The sequence below is a fragment of the Photorhabdus sp. RM322S genome, assembly GCF_042879395.1.
Taxonomy (GTDB): domain Bacteria; phylum Pseudomonadota; class Gammaproteobacteria; order Enterobacterales; family Enterobacteriaceae; genus Photorhabdus; species Photorhabdus khanii.
Genome location: NZ_JBHFKW010000008.1, coordinates 114,778 through 136,880, shown reverse-complemented (window position 1 = coordinate 136,880; position 22,103 = coordinate 114,778). Strand labels below are relative to the sequence as shown.

Sequence of the window (22,103 nt, the reverse complement as noted above, 5' to 3'; positions counted from 1 at the left end):
TTCCTAAATTTATTGATTGCGCAATGATACTATGAAGCAGCAATATTACTATTGATATAGTCAAATAAAACTGAAGATTGATCATTGAGGTAAAAATGCCCGCCATCAAATACTTTCAGTTCAAATTTATCGTTAGTTATCCACTGCCACTGCGCCATCTCTTCCGGAGAAACTTCCGTATCACGTTCCCCAGCGCAAGCAAATACCGGGCAATCAAGTTGTTGTTGGCAACGGCGTTGATATGTTTCAATAGCCTGAAAATCCGCACGGAAAATGGGCATTAACAATGCCTTTAATTCAGGCATGGTCTGATAATCAATCGCAGAGCCACCCAGAGAAGTAATTTTGCTCAGCAGTTGCTGCTCATCGCGACGGTGATAATCATTACCACTATTTTTGTGTGGCGGCAGACGGGCAGAAACAAATAATGCACAGATTTTTCTACCCTGTTGTTGCATACGCAATGCCACCTCAAATGCCAGCGCAGCGCCCATGCTGTGCCCGAAAAAATAAGTCGGACGTAAAGGCAAAATATTCAAGGCCTCGACCAAGCTGTCTGCTAACTGATGAATACAGGTTTGCAACGGCTCGCTAATCCGCGAGCCATGTCCAGGTAATTGAACGGCATAAACCGCAGTATCTTTTGAAATTCCGTCACGCCAGGGGATAAAGTATTCTGCTCTGCCCCCGGCATAATGAAAACAGATCAGTTGGCTACCGGTTCCCGGTTTTATCAGTCGCACTGCTCTATCAAGCGATACGTTATCAAACATAGTGAACATCCCCCTGTTGTTGCAGAAATTCGCTGATCTCCGGTTGAGGTGGAACAGGATCAGGCACATGCAAACTTTCTGGGTTGCCAACCTTACTCATTAAGGTTTTCCAAACAGAAGCCATTGTCAGTAAATATTGCGCCATGCGGGGATCAGGCCGTTCAATCTGTATGGCAAATTGCCGCACAGCATGACGAATAGCCTCGGGCCAGTGCTGATTAGTGATCTGTTCCAGACTTGGACAACAGTCATACAACGAAACAGCCGTTGGCGGTTTAAAGTAATGGGTAGCCTGTTGTGGTAATAGAGGTTCCCTTACTCCACTGGTTGTACGTTGGCGTGGTATATGGAAGCGTGAATTCCACAACACCGGACCATGTGTATTCACCAACAGCAAATTACCACTGGGCAGACCGACGCAAATACGTTGCATAATGTGGAAATGGTTATCAGGATCGCCGGGATCAAGCTGATTCTGCAAATTCAGGATTAATGGGATCCCCATAATAACCCCTTGAATAGTGGTATAAGGCGGATAACTGGTGGCCTGAGTCAGCAATTGTTTATCCCAGTGATGTGCGTCGCCAAAAGCAAAAGGGGTGAATTTTCCTAATGCACGTCCCAGAATATCCAGTAAACCGCAAATCACTTGAACGCCACAGGTAGCTTCAATAAATAAAGGTTGCTGATGCTGCATAGCCTGTTGCAAATAATCAGTAAATTGCCGTACTGCCGGAACATTCGGATAGTGCGTATTGACGGAGTAACAGCAATTATTCTGGCGAGCCAGTTTCAAACATTCCGCCACATCACGCTGATAAACCGGATGTTCCTGTAAAACATGAATTCCTCTGCTCAACAATTGTTTTGTCAGTTCACTGCCCGCGCCACCGACAATGGCAGAACGTACCACGACACAGGCAATGTCAATATCATCCGGCAACTGGGAAACGTGTTCATACAAAGGTACCTGATATTCAGCCGCCAGCCGCTGCGAGCGCTCACTGCCACGGGCAATAATGCCCGCCAATTCAAAACCAGGAAAATGGGTTTTAAACGCTGACAAATAAACCTGACCGAACAACGTACCACAGACGACGACACGTAATGGACGACTCATAGTTCTCCCTCAACATAATCTGCACTTTGACGCGGTTTTATTTCTATCTGCCAGTATTCAAAGGCCCCCATGTGCTCAATCCCTGACAATAACTGCTCTGCATCAGCTAAATCAGACAGCCATTTCAACCCTGATTGTGGTGTTTTGAGCATCATATCCGCCGCCAATGCAGCAACGACTCCGGTAAAACGGTAACTATCAGTAAAACGCCCTCTGGCAATGAGAGTCACAGGTTGCCCCACCAGTACACCTTCTGCTTCCAGCAAAATATGTTGCTGTTGACCATAATGATGCGTTAGTTCTTCACTCTGGCTGATCAGCTGTTTAATTCCCTGCTCACCATTAAATTGATCCGTCAGCAATAGCTGACGATCTGCAAGTAAATTAAATGCAGCGAAATCAACCAGATTGAGTTGCCGGGCAACTCTTTCCAACTCAAAACTGAGATATGGCAGGGCATCAAATGCCCTGTTAGCAGTTTCAGGCTGAACATTTTTTTCTATGGCTGCCCGTTGTAACGCTCCTCCAGATAAGATATGACCTGCTTTACCATTCTGCTCATTCAAGCTATCAATAAAGTCAATGGCGGAAGTCACCGTAAAAGGTTCTATTCCGCCAAGATATGACCGCACTTTACCCATTGTTTTCAGCCGGTTCGCGGCTAAAAAAGGTAAGATCGAGGCAAATCCCGGCACATATCCCGCGCCCAAGACACAAGCGGATTTCTGTAATAAAGGGGCTAATTTTTCATCTGCGGCTAATTGCTGCCAGACAACAGGCTCTCCTGCAACATCCAAATAGTGCGTTGCCGAAGCCAATGCTGCTCTGGCAATTCTGTCCTGAATTTGCGAAGCAGGGCCTGCGGCATTAATGATCAAAGAAAATGGCTGACAAAGTTCAGCCAGTGCTTTTTCATCAAATAAATCTATCTGATGATAATCAGCTAATTCAGCACAGGGGCGACGCCCTGCACCTGACACCTGATAACCCAATTGATTCAATGCGGCAACAACAGAGCCTCCAACTGCTCCCGTAGCGCCTATTACCAGAATTTTTCTATCCCGATTCATTTAGTTCACCTGTGCTTTGCACTGTTCAAGATGGTTTACCAGTGGCATCACATTATCTGATTTAATACAGTCAAAATGGTCGCCATTCAGTGAAAGATAATTTACGTTTCCAAGACAATATTGCTGCCAGAATTCTTTCATGTCCTGCTGGAGCGCAGGCAGCAAATAAGTATCACTATTTTGGCAGGCAAACGTCAGATCACCGGCAAAATAATCTGGCTGATAACGGCAAACACCCCGAATGCTGTGACGGAAAACAGAACACATCCGGATCCACTCTTTCTCAGCAATCTCATTTTCACGGATAGCACTAACCAATTGCTGTAAACGCTGATCTTCCGGGATATCCACCACCGCCATATAAGCATCGGCAAAGGCATCCATTCCGCGGGCACGGGCATATTCAGCGACGGAATGACGATCAATGACCTCTGGCTTTTCCGCCAGCAAAGCTTCATAAACGGTTTCCAGTTGTTCCTGAGGCAACGTCCATGGACATTCCACTGACAATCCCCAGATAATCGCCATATCTATCATCAACGGATCATCAATCAGGTAAGGGATCTGATAACTGCTGGCAATCGTTACTGAAGCAACAGGTGTCTGATTTTCCATCGCCTGACGCGCCATTTCAAAGGCCAATAACCCACCCATGCAGTAACCAAATAAATGGCAATGACCAGGCAAAGATTGAATATCACGCAGATAATGTCGTGCCAATTGAGAGATTAATTGCTCAGACGGAATTTGCAGGAAAGCGTCTGTATCGACCACACTCAGCGCATAAACCGGGCCAGAAAGTTTTTCAGTCAAAGGCAGGCAAGGCAATACCGTACCACTGCCTTCATGCAGAATAACGACCGGATCACCATGACCTTCCTTCAATAACGTCAAACAAGCATGGTTATCTGATGATCTCTTACCCTGCTCTGACTGCGTACGCAAAAATGCCGCCAGTGCACGAACAGTTGGCTGCTGTAGCACCTGACGCAAGCTGCCTTCCCATGGAACGTTATCCTCCCCAAGCTCCTGACGAATCCGGCTTACCCACTGCGTTATTAATAATGAGTCACCACCGCTGGCGAAAAAATCATCATCAAGACCAATATTATTATGCCCAAGCAGTTCCCGGCACAGCGTCAGTAAGGTCTGTTCCAGTTCGTCACTGCTGTTGCTTTCTGCTACTGGCTCATTCCCGCTATGCTCCGGTAAATCCGGCATACCTTTACGATCAACTTTGCCATTAGCTGTCACAGGCAAACGATCAAGTACGGTAAGGCGAGCAGGCACCATATAAGCAGGCAGTTGTTGTTTTAATGACGCCAACAATTCTGTGCTGTTGCATGGTCTACGGTTGAGATTAAATTGCGCCAAAATAAAACTCTGCCCCAGTTGATAAAGCGCATCTTCTGCTGGCGGATAAGCCCATAACGTCTCCGCACCCACATCGTTCATGGCATTAAGCCAGTTTTTCTGCGGCATAAACGGCGAATCCAGCTCCAGCCGTTCATCGGCAAAATCACTCAGGCCATGCTTAAATTCCATCGAAGTCATCAACTGGTAATTATCCCGTGTTGCTTCAATCACCAGCAGCCATCCATCCGGTGCCAGTAACTGGCGCAGATGTTCTAATCCCTGACGGGCAATAACCGCATTGTGCAGAACATTAGAAGAGACAATCATGTCAAACTGCCCACAATCCAACCCTTGTTCTACCGGTGTACGATTGAAATCAAACAACCGGTAACGAACAAAATCAAACTGCTGATAACGTAATCTGGCCTCATTCAGGAAGAAGGGTGAAATATCGGTAAAGGTATATTCGACGTTCCAGTCTGCCAGTTTCGGGATCAACACGTTACTGGTGCCGCCCACACCAGCCCCAATTTCCAATACCCGCAGGCAACGCCCTTCTTCATGGTTAATCTGAGCCGCTTTTTGTTCAGCCGCAGCCAGCAACAAGCGATTCATCATTTTACTGATCAGATTGTTTTGGTAAGTTTTGATCGCCACATCCAGCTTGCCATCAGGGAACAGCAAATTCAGCGGATCTTCTTTGCCCTGCAACAATTCCGGCAGACACTGGCTACTGCGTTCCAGATAGGTAAGCAAGCCTTGGTCATCATCCAATGCTGACATCAAGTCATAACATTGTTGCCAACACTGCTTGATTTCATACTCTGAAACATCAGCATTGAGCTGGTAATACTCTCCTTGTTGCTGAATTAACTGATGCTGAACCAACGCTCTCAACCACCGGCGTGTTAATTGCCGGTTTTCTGCCGCAATACTGCCGTTTTCCATCACAGAATCGAGGGTAGCGGGCTTTCCTGCCTGTAAAGCGCCGACATCCACCAACGCACCAACCATATGCAACAGGGCCACACGATCAAGGAACCAAACCAGCTTTTCTACCTTTTGCTTATCTATCGTTGCTTCAATATCGCTGACAACTGAGCGTACTTTTTGTAATGCCATCTCATAGCGCTGATACAGCTTTTCTGCCCGTTCCAAAGAATTTTCTGTCGCCGCTTCAACAAAAGCGTGTAATTCTTGATTATGCTTATCCCCTTTTACGACAACCGCAGCCTGAGCCACACTATTATGTCGCTCCAACACGGCTTCTATCTCACCTGTTTCCACCCGATAACCACGAATTTTTACCTGATTATCACAGCGCCCAAGAAACTCAATCACGCCATTGACGGTATAACGCCCCCGGTCTCCCGTGCGATACCAGCGTTGTCCCTGGCTGTCAGTGATAAAGTGATGGCGAGTTTTTTCTTCATCCTGCCAATAGCCCTGGGCAACACCACGACCACCAATCCAAAGTTCTCCCGCAACCCAATCAGGGCAAGGTTCTCCACGGAGATCCAAAATACGGAACTGCTGATTAGCCAATGGCGTGCCATAAGGAATGCTGTTGTGATAGGTTTTTGCGGGTTCTATCGGCCAGATATTTGACCAAATAGCAGCTTCCGTCGCCCCACCCAGGCTGAATTGATAAGCATTTGGCGCATGTTGATAAATAGCGGTTGGCAAATTAAGCGGGATCCAGTCACCAGACATCATCACACAGCGCAAGCGACCAATGGATTCCTTCCCTCCTTCAGACAGGTAGCGGGTCAGCATCGTCATTTGCGCCGGGACAGAGTTCCACAACGTAACCTGATGCTTATCAATTAGCCGCGCCCATTGTGCAGGGTTTTGTAAATCCTGTTCCTGCGGCAATATCAACGCGCCACCTGCGCTAAGTACACCAAAAATATCATAGACAGAAAGGTCAAAACTCAGCCTCGCCAGTGCCAGCATGCGGTCAGTCGATGTGACATTCATACGGCGATTGATATCGCTGATGGTATTCAGCGCCGCATCATGGCTTATCATCACGCCTTTCGGTTGCCCGGTACTGCCGGAGGTATAGATAATATAAGCCAGATTATGCGGGTCATTTTGCTTCACTGACACAGCGGAAGTAATTGCCAGTTCTGACACATTCTCGGTGCTAGCAGCATTAAACCCCTGTTCCCGTAACTGTTGAGCCAAAACCTCATTATCGGTCAATACTGCACTAACCTGTGCATCAGTAAGAATTTGCAATATCCGTGGCAACGGCTGCGAAATATCAAGTGGCAGATAAGCACCATCAGCGATTAGAATCGCCAGGGCCGCAATAATCTGCTCCGCACTTTTTTCCATCAATATCGCGCTATGTCCACCTTGGGGTAAAAACGCGGCCAGTTTTGTTGCACGTGTTACCATTTGTTGATAGGTCATCTGCCCACATGCATCAATCAGCGCCAATGCATCAGGCGTTTTACCGGCCTGTTCCAAAACACCCTGATGTAATAGCGCCGATTTAATCATTTCCTCAGTCGCATTAACCTGTTGCCGTGTTTTTTGCTGGTATTCCGGCAGATTAATGACGAGTACCTGATCCCACACATCAACCTGTTCCAATACCTGATATATCGCGCCAGTAAAGCAACTGAACATATCGCGGATCAGATCTACTGGGAATACACCCTCCATGATATCCCAGTTGATCAATAACCCTCCATTACGGGCCATCACCTGGCAATCAATCCATACCTGTGGGGTCTGACTGATACCATAGCCAATCTCAATATCCATCGGTAATTGGCTGATAATGTCCTGCGCCTGCTCTTTACCCTCGCCAACTAATGCACTGGTAAATACTATCGGCATTCTCGCAGCTTCTGCTCCCCTCTGTCGTGCCAGCTCACGCATCACCTCAATACCACTGAATGCGTTATGCTCCAAATCCTGCCACAGTTGCGCCTGTAGATTTTTCACCCGCTCCAGCAATGAGAGGGGCTGACTGATATCCGCCTGCAATAGGCTAACGCTGGTAAAATCCCCAACCATCCGGTGAATATCTTCATGAAGATCACGGCGGTTCATTACTGTCAGATTGAGACAAAAAGATTTCGTTTCTGACCAGCGGACCAGTGTTTCACTAAAGAGCGCCAAAAGCAGTGCAGAAGGAGAGACGCCTTGTAAACGACAATGTTGCTGCAATTGCTCCCACTGTTTAGCAGTGAGTTGCAAATCGTAACGGCTGAAACGGGGAACAACGCCACTTTGTACCGGAAGGTGAGGTAATTGTGGGCTTGCAGGCAACTCTGGCAGACGTTTCAACCAATATTCACGCGCGCTGGCATAGCTACGATGATGGTGGCGGTGCCGCTCAAACTCCATCACATCACGGAAACTGGTCTGCAATGGAACAAGTTCTGTCTGAGGTTCTTGATAACCTTTTAATAGTTCTGCCAGCAAAATTTGTACACTGAGAAAATCCGCAATCAGCAAATCAATACTGAAATGAAGGCAAGATTTCCCTGCTGCCTGGCTGACTTTCAGATCAAACAGCGGCCAACAATCTGTCTGATAAACCCGGTGAGACAGGGTTTGCCGAAGTTCTTCCGGCGAAGAAGAGTGGCAATCAATGGTGAAATGATGCACTTCCGGCAAAATCTGTTGCTGCCCCTGAACAGTAAATACCGCCCGCAACATATCATGGCGTTGGATCAGTTGATTCCATACCTGCTCAAGACGTTTAACATCCCAATCTTCAGTCAGAATTTCAAAATAACCATGACAACCCACACCACCATAATCGAACATTGAATGACGCCCGACAAAATAAGCTGACTGCACATCACTTAAAGCAAAAGGCAAATGCTTCTGTGCCGGGTTTACCACAAAATTCTGTGGTTCCTGCCACTCCTGTATTAACGCAACAATTTGTGGTTTCAAATTCTTCAACTGAGCAATAACGTGATGACTCATCACTCCCTCAGGCGCACGAAACTTCAACGCCTCACCTTCCAGCCAGAATTTAGCCTGTTGTTGTTCAAGTTGCAGTAAAAGCTGAACCGCTTGTTGTGAAGCTGATAGCTGTACTGTTTTTTTCTGTATCGTTTCCTGGCTATTCATAGAGAACCTTCCTCAAAAATCATTTCCGCTTCCTCTGCGGGGGCGGATTGTAGTTGTTGCGCCATACGTGCAATGGTTTGCAGGTTGAAAACCTGCCAGAGTGGCAAATCAATGTTATGACACCGCCTCAGTTCAGAAGTGAAACGGGTTGCAATAAAGGAGTCGCCGCCGAGGGCAAAGAAATTGTCATGAACGCTGAGTTGCGTCAGATTAAGCAATGGCAACAGCACATCTGCCAGTTGTTTTTCCAATGGGCTTTCCGGCAACGTGTCCATAGCCTGACTGACAACATTCCGTGGTTGTTGCTCAATTATTTTGCGATCCAGCTTGCCGTTGTCTGTCAACGGCCAGCAAGACAGCCAACCAAACTCAACCGGAACCGCATATTCTGGTAATTGTGCTGACAGTTGTTGCCGCAACAGCGACCAATCCGGCTCTTGCGATGCCAAGACGCAAGCTGAGAGGGATGGACGCTTGCCACGTTGATTAACAAATACCAACGCGTCTTCAATACCGTCACAACCTTTCAAAGCCTGTACGATCTCACCCAGCTCAATACGGTAGCCGGAAATTTTAACCTGCTGATCACGCCGTCCCAGGAATTCCAGTACGCCTGTTGGGTGATAACGCCCCATATCGCCAGTGCGATACCAACGCTCCCCTTGCCAGGAAATAAACTGATTGGCAGTACGCTCATCATCACCGAAGTAACCCAGCGCCACACCATGACCACCAATCCACAGCTCACCGGCAACCCAATCAGGGCAATCCTCTTTTAGTTCACTGACTACACGGAACTGCTGGTTCGGCAACGGTAATCCATAAGGAATAGATTTCCATTCAGGATCAAGCTCGTCCACTAACCAGTAATTCGACCAAATGGCCGCTTCGGTCGCACCCCCCATAGAAACCAGTTGTACCTGTGGTATCCAGCGCTTTAAACGCTCAGGCAATGCAAGGTTAATCCAGTCACCGGAGAGCATGACCAGACGCAAACTGGTAAGCGCATCGGTCTGTTCACCGTTTTCACTCAGTAACAGGGCCATTTCCAGTAAGGCTGGTACGCTGTTCCATAACGTTATCTGGTGCTGTTTTATCAAAGTCAACCAATGTGCAGCGTCCTTAGAATGGGTTTCAGGTACCGTGACCAAAGTCCCGCCCGCTGACAACACACCAAAAATATCCCACACAGAAAGGTCAAAATGCAGCGCAGACAGCGCCAGAACTTTGTCCTGCTTACCAACACAATGCTGCCGATTGATCGCTTCAATAGTATTAACCGCAGCACCGTGACTTATCGCTACGCCTTTAGGTACGCCTGTGCTACCAGAAGTGAAAATAATGTAAGCCAGATCCTGAGCTTGTGAATGCCAGGGTTGAATTGCCGTTGTTGTCAGCGGTGACTGGTTAATATCAACAATTGCGACCGATCCCGTCCATTGCAAGTGGCTATCTGCCACAACACGAATCAACCCCGCCTGCTGGGCAACCTGTTCCCGGCGCAGCACAGGCCACTCGACAGAGATGGGAACATAAGCCGCTCCCAACCACTGAACAGCCAGTACCGCGACGACTTGTTGATAACCCCTTGGTAACGCAACACCAACACAATCACCCGCACAAACGCCTTGTTCAACCAAAACCTGAGCCAATCGTTGCACATGTTGCTCTAACTGCTGATAACTGACGCGCTGCTCACCATCAATAATCGCTGTTCGATCCGCAAACTGTTTCATCGCTTGCCCAACACGTTGATGCATTGGTGCAAAACTCAATTCCTGATGCGTATCATTAATCCGTTGACGACACTGCTGCTGTTGTGTCGGCAGTGCTACATTCACCTGAGTATGCCAGTCTGGGGTCACACTTAACTGTGTCAGCAAATCACAATATGCACTGAACATCGCATCGATCATGCCTTGTGGGAACAGACCATCAACCACATCCCAGTTGAAATGTAATTCTCCATCCTGCTCATAGACTTGATGATCGATCCAAACCTGAGGAGTCTGAGAAATTCCCCAGATAGCCGGCGGGAACGGTTGTGCACTCTCTTGATAAGGCATGACTTCTGCCCCTAACGCACTGGTAAACACGACGGGCATAGCCAAATCGGTAACTTGCCGTTGTTTATTCAATTCACGGATAACCCATACCGCCGAAACATCAGTATGAGCCAGATCTTGCCAAAGCTGTTGCTGTAATCGCTGTGCTCTATTGAGCCAGTTTTCATCGGCTAAATGGTGACATTCCAGTAACAGAAGCGAAGTGAAATCCCCCAGAATATGGTTGATATCAGGATGTAATGGCTGACGATCAAACAACGTCACATTGATACTCAATGAAGCCGATTCTGACCATTTCGCCAGCACCTGTGCATAACAAGTCAGCAACAAACAAGAAGGCGTCACTTGATAATGCCGGGCTTTTTCTGTCAAAGTTTGCCACTGCTGCCGTGGCAAAACAGATTGCCAACGTTTAAACCGGGGAGTCCCCAATGACTGCGGATCACAAATCAGTGGCAGCTTTGGTGCTTCAGGTAATTCTGCCAGCCGCTCCTGCCAGTAATTTGCCGATTTACGGCTCTTCTCTTCATCAAAAATCACCGTGGTGAGATAATCTCGGAAACCAATCCCAACGGATGGCAATCCCCCTTCCGGTTGCTGATAAAGCTGCTCAAGTTCGGTGAAGAAAATGCGCATACTCAAGCCGTCAAGGATCAAATTATCCAACCCGATATACAGGCGATTGCGCCCATCATCTGATTGCATCAGCGTCACATGGAACAGTGGCCATTGTGTCGGATCAAGTACCCGGTGGGATAAGCTTTCCCGCAATTTACTGGTTTCTTCTGACCATTGCTGCTCAGAACAGTGGATCACGTCTAGCGCAGGTTTTGGCTGCTGTGGCAACACCCGTTGCATTCCTTGCTCATCGAATACAATTCTCAATGCATCATGACGGGCAATCAATGCGGATAAAGCCTGTTCTAACCGCGTTGCATCAAAAGGCTGGCCTTCGTATTCGTTATAATAATGAGTGGCAACCCCACCGAGACGGAAACCAGCCTGACGCCCCATCAGATAGGCGCGTTGTACATCTGTAGGCGGGAATGGCTGATAACGTTCACTTTCCTGATGTTGCAGTTGCATCACTTTTGTTGTTGGCAGTTCAGCAAAAGTCATCAATCGAGCAAAGTCACGCAATACCGGGGAGGAGAACACCTGAGCCAGTGAGACATCTACAGCCCCTGCTGATTCCAACGCCACAACAATCCGGGTGGCATGTAAACTATCACCACCAAGCAGGAAGAAATTGCTGTCAGCCATTGGCTCTGTACCCAATACCTGTTGCCAGACTTTAGCCACCAGATATTCGGTTTTTCCTGACAATTCGACGCCCTGTGCAGATTGCAGAATTTCCTGCTCTGCCCCGTCTACAGCTAATTGTTCAAGTGCTTTGCGATCTATTTTTCCATTAGCACTCAATGGGAGTTTATCTAAAACATGCAAATACTGCGGCAACATATAAGCTGGAAGATAATTTGTCAGATGCTGCGTCAATTCGTGGCGATTAACCATAACGTTGCTACTACGGTTTTTGCACATCAACAGTACGGAGTTTTCCCCCATTACAGTGACAGACTGCACGGGTAAATCACTTTGCAACAACTGCTGTTGCCAACGTTTCTTATCCAGTAACGGATCTCGCTGGCCTTGTCGCAGATCAGTAAAACCATTTTCATCTTGCAGCAGTAACACCGTTAATTGTGCCAGCGGGCTGAGATATTGGCTTTCAAACACCAATATGCCACTGCCGGAAGATGCCAATACTTGCAGATCAGAGATTCCCCGACGGATATCGGCATAACGATGCAGTGCATTATTACTGATGACCAGATCGGCACTATAATCTACCGCTTCCTGCACTGTGCAAATCTGGCTCTGATGCGGATAACCTGACAGACGATATTTCGCCAATTCACGCAATGAACCGGCCTGCTCAACTAAGCAATATTCAATCTCCAAATATGATAATAGACCGAGTAACTTGCCTGCAAACAGACCACTGCGTCCATTCAGTTCTGCGACTCTGACAGGCCGCTGCAATATCGTGGATAACCGACGGATTTGATCCGCAATAAGAGTAATGACCACTTCAGTTTCCGGTGAACCAACAACCAGAACTTCCGGTGACAATACAGGATCGTCGATAAGCATCAGAGGGTTCTGTTTCCCCTGAATCACCTGAGCAATCCAGTCACAACAACCATCAAGCGCCCGATAAATTCCGCCCATTCGTGATGCCAGAACCGGCTTGTTATCTGGTTGCCACCCTTGATTCAATTGCCAGCCTTTTTCACTTTCAGATAACCATCCCTGATGAGTCAACCACTCCAACCACTGAATAAACAGTGGTTGATAACGGGGTATCACCCCTGCCTGTTGATAAAGTATTTCTGCACTCTGTGGCTGAGTAAGTGTCAGTTGCAAAGAATCAATCAATATCTTTTGCAACAGCGATAACGCGATACGCTGTTCATCATCCTGACTGCTTTCCGCCTGAATAAATGATGGCATTTCAGGTAATACATTATCGGCTAATGTTGAAGAATCACCCGCTGTCACCTGACCTTCAACAAACAATCTCAGATGTTTCTGTGGTTCAGATAAACACAATGCAACGGCTTTGCTGATTGCAGGGTGACGTAAAGCCACCGTTTCAATTTCACCCAGTTCAATCCTGTAACCATTCAGTTTAATCTGGCTATCTTTGCGACCAAGAAACTCAAGGCATCCCCCCTGCCAAAAGCGCCCATAATCTCCCGTCCGGTAATAACGCTGCCCTTGATGCAGAACAAACTGAGTATCTGTTTTTTCCTTGTCACCGTAATAGCCCAGTGCAACGCCTTTTCCACCGATCCACAACTCTCCGGCAACCCAATCAGGGCAATCCCGTTGTTGTGAATCCATGACTCTATAATGCTGATTAGAGAGCGGATAACCGTAAGGAATTGAGCGCCATTCTGACGGGATAACATCGATATCAATCGCGTTAGACCAAATTGCTGCTTCCGTTGCTCCCCCCATTGCCGTTAATTGAGCCTGACTTCCAACTTCACACAAACGGGGAAGCAGATCCAGACCAACCCAGTCACCGGATAACAACACCTGTTGCAATGACTCAGGCAAACCACGGAGATCACTTTCAGCCGCCACCAGCAACATATCAAACAGCGCCGGGACACTGTTCCAAACTGTCACCTGTTCCTGATGCAGCTGTTCCAGCCACTGTTTTGCTTCCCGCTCATGACCCACCTCAGGCATAACCAAGGATCCCCCTGACGCAAGAGGGCCAAAAATGTCATACACCGACAAATCAAAATTCAGTGCCGACAGGGCATATACCCGTGTTTTTTCCCGCTGACCATAACGGCGATTAATATCATCAATTGTATTAGCGGCGGCCTGATGAGATACCACAACACCTTTAGGTGTACCGGTAGAGCCAGAAGTGAAGATGATATAAGCAGAAAGTTCCGGTTCCCCATAAACCACCTGCGATAATGGCAGTTGTGAGTCACCGGTCTGCTCAATATTCAGAACCGCATCAAACCAACGACTAACCGGCTCCTGATATTCATTGTTTGTAATAATCAACGAAATATCCGCCTGACTGATGATGGTCTGTAAACGGGCTGATTGCTGCGCGACATCCAGCGGAACATATATAGCACCAACACTCAAGCAAGCCAAAACAGCAACAACTTGCTCTGTACCTTTTGGCAACAGTAATGCCAGGTTATCTCCAGCTTTTACTTTTTGCTCTTTCAGCCTGTAAGCCAGTTCCAGTACACCTTGTTCAAGTTCACCATAACTGAGTCGTTGATGAGGCGTGATAACTGCGGGTGAATCTGCCCACAATGCCGCAATCTCATAAAAACGACGATGCAGTAAACGTGGCGTAAAAAGCATACCATCACGATCTTTAGGCTCTGTGCGCTGTTCAATAATTTCCGGCGTGACATAATGCGAAACCGGCTTTAAGAGGAGTTGAGGATTATCTGTAATTGCGCTGATCAGATGCGTCATAAAACTAAACATTTGATCAAGCATGCCTTGAGGGAATAACCCATCTACGCAATCCCAGCTGACTAATAATTCCCCTTGATGTTCCATCACCTGGCAGTCAATCCAGACTTGTGGCGTCTGGGATACCAGATAATTCAGCTCTCCCAGTTCATTACCACTAAGCAGATCACGGCCAAGATTACTGGTGAATACCACCGGCATGAGAACTTGATGCCCGCATATCTGCGACCAGTCCCGCATAACCTGTATTGCGCTGTAATCCACATGATCCAGATCTGACATAAACTGGCGATTGAGAGCCCGGCAGTTTTCTAAAATGCTGTTCCCTGCCTGCGAATGACAAGCCAGTAACAGTAATGTTGTGAAATCCGCGACTAAATCAGGCAGTTGAGGATGTTCTCCGCGGCGGTTGAAAATCGTCAGATTCAACGTGAAATCCGGCGATTCAGTCCAGCCACGCAATGTTTCAGCAAAGCAATTCGCCAGCAACATGGAAGGGGTTATACCATTGCTGCGGGCAATTTCCTTCAATGATAGCCAACGCTGTTGCTCCAGACTCCACTGACGATGATGGAAATCAGGCTTATCAATATGTTCCGGTTTAACTGCCAGTGGTAACTGAGGCGCAAAAGGCAATTGCTCAGCCAATCTTTTTTGCCAGTATTGACGACTGTCGATTAGCTGACTATCAGCGGCCTGTTCACACAAATATTGCGGGAAGCTGTAATTTAATTGAGGAAGAAGCGCACCCGGCATCAAAATAAACTGGCTTAGCTCTTTCAACAAAATCTGAAGGCTCATCGCATCCGCCATCACCATATCGATATTAATATGTAAGCGACTGCTATTGACGGTATGGCTTACCACCACGCCAAATCCGCTTTCAATTGTCAGATCTGCAACTTTAGTTTCCAGATGTTTCCTGAGAGCGAATCGCTTCTCTTCCAATAAATTCAGTGAAAGTTGTTGCCAGTCATAAGATTCAATGGATACCGGCTGGTAAGCGGTAATTTCCCCTTTACCATCACCGGTAATACGCATCCGCAACATATCATGGCGTTGATGTAATTGATTAACTGCCCATTCAATATCACGGTTCTTCAATAGCGGACAATCCAGTTCCAGATAGGCCTGACAAGCGATTCCGCCCAGCGTCTGCTCTTTTTGCCGCCCCGTCCAGTAGGCTTGCTGAACCGAAGTGAGCTCAAAAGGTTCGCCATCCCATTTTATAACCGGCTGTGCTGACACTTTTGAGACATTTTCAGGTTGAGCAGCAGCAAACCAACACTGTTGCCATGCGGCTAATGTTGGCTGTTCGAATAAGGAAGATAATGACAGCATGACATGCTGTTTTTTACATTCATCCACCAGATCCAACATCTGCAATGAATCAATGCCCAAATTGAGCAAATTATCATCCATTGCTAGTGCGTCAGGCTCAGTTCCCAGCACGTCCGCTACCCAATTGATAACGAAATCAAAGCCAGCATGACCTGAACAAGGCTCGGATTGATCCTGTGTTCCCTGTTCAACTAAGCGAAGTTCTTCTGGCCAGTAACTCTGACGATTAAATGGATAGAGAGGAAGTTGTGCTAGTGCAAATCGGCTAACCGGCATGTTCCCAGCATATTTAACCCAGTTATAGGCTTGCCCTTGTAGCCAATCGTAAGGATCACTGCCCTTTTCTAGCATTTTTATACGATCAACTTGAATTGGCTCAACATGGCGTAAATACGCAATCAAAGTGGCTAAATTCTGATAGCTGATTAGCACCCGCCAACCAAAATGATGATGACGTTTCTTCAACCAACCATTGAGCAGTTCACCAGCTTGTTGCTGATGATTTTCCAGCAAATCCGCCAGTTGATTAGCCATCTGTTGCAATGCTGATGCACTACAGGCTGAAAGCGGTAATAAACCATTTTCAACACATGGCGCAGGAATAGTGGGGTCAGATAAGTTTGCTTTACTCAGCACTAAACCCGCCATCGTGCCGGTAAAACTGAATGAACTGATTGCAACTCGTTCTATTCGGTGAGATTCAGTCTGTTTACTGTAACGATAACGTGGCATTAACGCTGACAATTTAGTGCTGAACGAGGCCAGAGTTGGATGACCAAACCGTTGTTGCTGTTGTATCTGTGCCACAGCCCGAACCACAGAGGCCACACCCGCGGCAGCTTCCAGATGACCAATCTGGGCTTTACAGGCGGCTAACGGCAATGGCTGGTGTCGTTTACCATAAACACGATCAATAGCTTGTAACTCAATCGGATCACCTAAAGCTGTACCTGTGCCGTGCATCTCCAGCAAATCAATATCATCAGGCGCAATATCAGCCTGTTCCAACAATCGCTTAAGCATGGCTGACTGGGCTTGTGGATTCGGAGCCGTCAAGCTGCTACTTTCACCATCCTGAGCGACACAACTGGATTCAATCACGGCCAACACCGGATCACCATCATCCAAAGCCTGTTGGTAAGGTTTTAGTAATAGTAATGCCGCACCTTCACCTCTGACATAGCCATCCGCATCTTCACTCAGCGTAGCGCACCGACCCTTAGGCGATAACATGCCCGCGTTTATCAATGTCTGTTCAATCTGCGGTGACAGTAAAATATTCACTCCACCCACAACAGCCGCATGGCATTGCCCTTGCTGTAAACTGTGTATCGCCGTATCCAATGCCACCAGAGAAGAAGAGCAAGCCGTATCAATAGTGAGTGCCGGGCCTGTTGTTCCATAGAACTTCGCTAATCGGCCAGAACTTGCACTCGTATTAATCCCAGTAGCCAAATAACTTTTGGCATATTCAGGATTATTCAGTTTCAATAATTGCTGACCAAACTCACTACCGCTCTGACCGATAAAGAAACCCGTATCTGATTGTTTCAGTTGCTCCGGCAACCATCCTGCCTGTTCGAACAGATGCCAGCTTAATTCAAGCAATAACCTCTGCTGAGGATCAAGTAATACGGCTTCCCGGCCTGAAATGTTGAAGAAACGGGCATCAAATTGATCAATATCTTCCAGAGCGCCAATAGGAAGCGCAAACTGGCGAAGTTCCGAATTGCTGGGCCTGACAGCTAGTGATCCTTTTGCCAACCATTGCCCATATTGTTGCCATGTGTTACTTGTTTGCCCCGGCAAGCGACAACTTATCGCAATAATTGCAATCTGTTCATTTTTGGTTGATTCAGATTTTGTAGCAGATACCGTGATTTTTTCATCTGATAATTTATCAATATATTTAGCCAACTGAGTAATAGTTGGGTAAGCAAATAAATCAGCAGGGGTTAGATTACAACGCCAGATTTTATTTATTTGCTGGCAATAGCGGACAGCTAACAGACTGGTTAACCCCAATTCAGCAAAACCACAGGCAGGATCTGGATTATCTACATGAAGCAAACCGCAAAGAAGCTGATAAAGCCAACCGGGCAGGGAAGAAGATTCTTTTTTGTCAATATCACACGGCAAAGCAAAGAGCACTTTGAGTTGGTTATTCTCAAAATCAGCCAACATTTGTTTGCGCCGGATTTTTCCACTGGAAGTTTTCTTCAATGTTCCATGGGGCAATAACACCACATTCGCCAGCGAAAGCTGAAAATCCGATGCGACTCTGGCAGCAATCTGCCGGGCAATGGCCCGTAATTTAGTCCCTTCAAGGTGGCGATAAACTTCGGCAAAGACAAACAACTCACCGCTTTCTACCTGCTGGCAAGCACAAGCTCCACCGATTTTTACGTCTTCACATCCCATTTCAATACTGGCTTCAATATCATTTGGCATGTAATTTTCGCCGGCGACAATAATAAGATCTTTATGTCGCCCACAGATATAAAGTTCTCCCTGCCAGATAAAGGCTAAATCACCCGTCCGCAAATAATAGCTTTTATCTACAGACTGATTAAGGCAAGCCATAAAAGTCTGTCGGCTAAGTTCGGGGTTCTGCCAATAACCAGGCGCTTTGGAATCGCCATCAACCCAAATTTCACCAACCCGCCCTTCCGGTAATATTTCACCGGTTTCAGGATCAACAATCCGCAGTTTCCATCCACTGACAACCTGCCCTGAACTCACCAGCTCACGACCATTTTCCGCAGGAACAGCGTAACCAGCAACAAGTCTATCTGCATCAAAACGCTGGCTAATGAATGGCATCCCGGCGGGTTTGCGGCTGATGACGAGTGTTGCTTCCGCCATACCATAGGCGGGCACAAAGCTCAAAGGGGTAAAACCTGAGACAGAAAAGTGGCGGGCAAACCGCGGCATAGTTTCAGCCCGGATAGGTTCTGCGGCATTCAGTACCATTTTAAGCGAAGAGAGATCGAATTCTGCTGCCTGCTCTTGAGTGATACTATCAACGCACAGTTGCCAAGCGAAATCTGGTGCGGCTGTGGAATTTGCAGAATAATCAGTAATCAGCTTTAACCAACGGGCAGGATCAGCCGCGAAATGGCTGGGAGAAATAAAGTTGCAACAACCGCCAGATAATAGTGGCGTCAATAATCCGCAAAACATGCCCATATCATGATAAAACGGTATCCAATTGGCGGTAATAATACGTGGCTGGCAATCGCGATGTAATTCAAGCAATATCTCATGTTGGGCCTGCATATTTGCATCAAAATTGCAGACAGCTTTCGGCTTACCGGTAGAACCAGAAGAATATTGAAGAAATACTGGGCCATCATTCGGACACATTAGCTCTTTATATTCATTAGCTGATGGTATTTCTGATATATCATTCTCCGTAAGAATATCATCTAGCACAATAACCTGACGACCTACATGCCATTGCCGTTTCTCAATTTCATCAACCGAGCTTTTTAAAGTAATAATATATTCTGGCTGACAATCTTCAAAAATATGATTAATGGTATCTGCCACTCGTCCAAGACGATGGCTGGCAGGTAAGTTAACCGGAACAGCCGTAACACCACGGATGATACAAGCTAAAAATCCCAAAATAAACTGAGTATTACCCGGTATCAGAATAATCGCTTTAGCATTTTCGCGGTAACTTATATGGCGTGCAATATAGCTACTGAGACAGATAATATCTTTATAGTTAAATTCTTGTGTATTATCCTTAAGGCAATATCTTAAAACCGTTTCGTCAGGTTGTTTATTTGCATATAAATAAAGAGTATCTCTTACCCACCCTGATAAATTATTTTTATCATTCATACCTTAATTCCTTACAATTATTACTAGCATTTAAAATGGTCGTAATAGCAGGCAGTGAAAAATTTATAAATAATGCATAGCATATAAGAGCAGTTAATAAATTTAACTACTCTTATACACCACCACAACAGGGATTGTTGTGGTGGTTTGTGTAATCATTCAGTTTACTATTAATCAGAACTTAATATTGACTGTCGCACCATAAGTTAGAGGTTCTCCTGCACGACCATACCAACCGTTCTCTCCAGTCATTGGGTCAGCCATTGGGAATGCACGAGTAACATAAGTCTTATTTAACAAATTCTTCGCCCAGAATGTAATATCGTAATCTGGTGTTTCATATCCAGCCCGAAGATTCAACAAGCCATAATTAGACTGCTTCTGAGAATTAGCATTATCAAAATAAACTTTACCAGCAACATTATAATCCGCACGGATAAAGTATCCGTTCAAGAAACTATAATCGACACCGACACCATAGGTGTAGTTTGGTGTATTTGCCGGGCGTTTATCTTTATAATCAGTAACACCTACAATTTTTCCACTTTTGTCATAAATATTGTCTTTAAACTCAGTAAAGTGAGCATCATTGAAACCTGCATTAGCAGATAATGTCAGCCCCTTAATCACTCTCCAGGAAATTTCCGATTCAAGCCCTCTACTGATTGATTTCCCTGCATTCTGGGTAACGGATTCTGGATAAAACTGCTTTTCAACCTGCTGATCGGTAAAGTCAATCCAAAATAATGCGGTATTCCAGCGCACTGTCTTATCCAACCATTCTGATTTCAGACCAATTTCATAGTTGGTTGTGTATTCAGCATCAAAACGGCGCTGATCCTTAGGCGCCAAACTGTTAAACCCTCCACTTTTATAACCACGGGCAATACTGGCATATAACATAGCGTTATCCGTAGCATAATAATTGACCCCAGCTTTCGGTAACCAGGCATCAAAAGAGAGTTTATCCGTCAAATTTTCTCTGGTTATTCCTGAGAAATTTTCTGTCTTGCCGAATTTCAGATTCTTTTTCTCATAGTCATAACGCAGCCCAGCAACCAGCTCTACATTATCCATCAGATAATAACTGGTATTACCAAAAAGAGCATAATTATTGGTCTTAACGTTGGTATTCTTAACCTGATATCCGAACTGTAACATCCTGTAATCAATATCTAATTTATCATCCTGATTGAAATAATACATACCAATCAACCAGTTAAATGGCCCGGTATTTTTAGAATTAAGACGTAATTCCTGAGAGAAGTAATCTTGTTTACGGTCAATTAGCAATTTTGAATGTGATTTACGGGTAAAATCGAGATCCTGGTAATCTTTTTTATCTTCTGAAGTATATGCACTAATTGAAGTCAGATCCATGCGATCCCATTGATAAACCGCTTTAATAGATCCTTTATAAATATTAGCATCTGATTTACCTGCATAATCAGAATCTATCGATTTTGTCCCTCTCTTTATTTTATCGAGCGGTGCAAATGAAGCGTTTCCATTTCTGCGGTTTTGTGCATCAAACGTAGTAATAATATCCCACGGCCCATCTGATGGCTGCCAGCGCAGCTTAAATCTGCCGTTAAAATCATTAATATCATTTATATTCTTTTTATTATCATAATCCCGTTTAAAATAACCGTCGCTATTCAAATAACGTAATGCTGTACGGTAAGACCAATCGCCATATTCATCAATGCCACCACCTAAAATAGCTGTAGTCTGCAAACGATTATAATTACCATATGAAAAGCCAAGTTTCCGTTCAGTTACCGGATCGGGATCTTTGGTAATGATATTAATGACCCCCGCTTCAGTATTGCGGCCATATAATGTTGCCTGTGGGCCACGTAATACTTCAATACGTTCAATATCCAGTAATTCGGTATCAAATGAATGGCTATATACACCATCGGTAAAGAAACCGACCGCTTGTTCCCCTTCCATTCCGGGCGTCACACCACGTAATGAAATAAACCCAGCATCAGATGGGTTACCTGCTTTTATCATATATAAATTGGGAACTTCTGAAACGACTTCGTAAAAGTTTTCAATCCCTTTCCGTTCAATATCAAAATCAGATAATGCCGTCATACTTATTGCTGTTTTTTGCTGATCCGCAGAAACTTTCTCCGCAGTTACAACAATGGTATCCAACGAATCTGTTTTGCTATTTTTATTTGCCAAACTCTGATGAGAATAAAAAACAGATAACACAGCAATAGTGGTTACGCTATGCTTTAACATAGATAGCTAATCTCCAAGAAGAAGCGGGTATAGGCATTCAATAATACCGGCAAAAACGCTTTTACCATCCATTAGTAAAAAACTTGAGGAATTATATAAACAACTAAAAAAAAATGCAAATGCAAATGATAACCACTTG

Annotated in this window: 6 protein-coding genes; all 6 read right to left on the bottom strand. The window is 45.8% G+C overall.

Annotation, left to right across the window (positions count from 1 at the left end; genetic code table 11):
- Positions 1–29: 29 nt before the first annotated feature.
- Positions 30–773 carry a thioesterase II family protein gene (locus ACGF63_RS07450; protein ID WP_387629831.1) on the bottom strand — a complete coding sequence of 248 codons (744 nt, stop codon included), beginning with the start codon at positions 771–773 and terminating at the stop codon, positions 30–32.
- A complete protein-coding gene (locus tag ACGF63_RS07445) occupies positions 766–1,893 on the bottom strand; it encodes a Gfo/Idh/MocA family oxidoreductase (protein ID WP_387629829.1) in 1,128 nt (375 codons plus the stop codon). Before ACGF63_RS07445 ends, ACGF63_RS07450 begins: the two co-directional genes overlap by 8 nt.
- The gene (locus tag ACGF63_RS07440; protein WP_387629826.1) at positions 1,890–2,963 is read right to left on the bottom strand and encodes an NAD-dependent epimerase/dehydratase family protein; all 1,074 of its coding nucleotides are present in this window, start codon (positions 2,961–2,963) and stop codon (positions 1,890–1,892) included. The genes ACGF63_RS07445 and ACGF63_RS07440 overlap by 4 nt, the downstream gene beginning before the upstream one ends.
- Positions 2,964–8,423 carry an amino acid adenylation domain-containing protein gene (locus ACGF63_RS07435; RefSeq protein ID WP_387629823.1) on the bottom strand — a complete coding sequence of 1,820 codons (5,460 nt, stop codon included), beginning with the start codon at positions 8,421–8,423 and terminating at the stop codon, positions 2,964–2,966.
- Positions 8,420–19,708 carry an amino acid adenylation domain-containing protein gene (locus ACGF63_RS07430; protein WP_387629821.1) on the bottom strand — a complete coding sequence of 3,763 codons (11,289 nt, stop codon included), beginning with the start codon at positions 19,706–19,708 and terminating at the stop codon, positions 8,420–8,422. The genes ACGF63_RS07435 and ACGF63_RS07430 overlap by 4 nt, the downstream gene beginning before the upstream one ends.
- A 174-nt stretch (positions 19,709–19,882) precedes the next feature.
- Positions 19,883–21,964, bottom strand: a complete 2,082-nt coding sequence (locus ACGF63_RS07425; protein WP_152963550.1) for a TonB-dependent receptor — start codon at positions 21,962–21,964, stop codon at positions 19,883–19,885.
- Between the last annotated feature and the right edge of the window lie 139 nt (positions 21,965–22,103).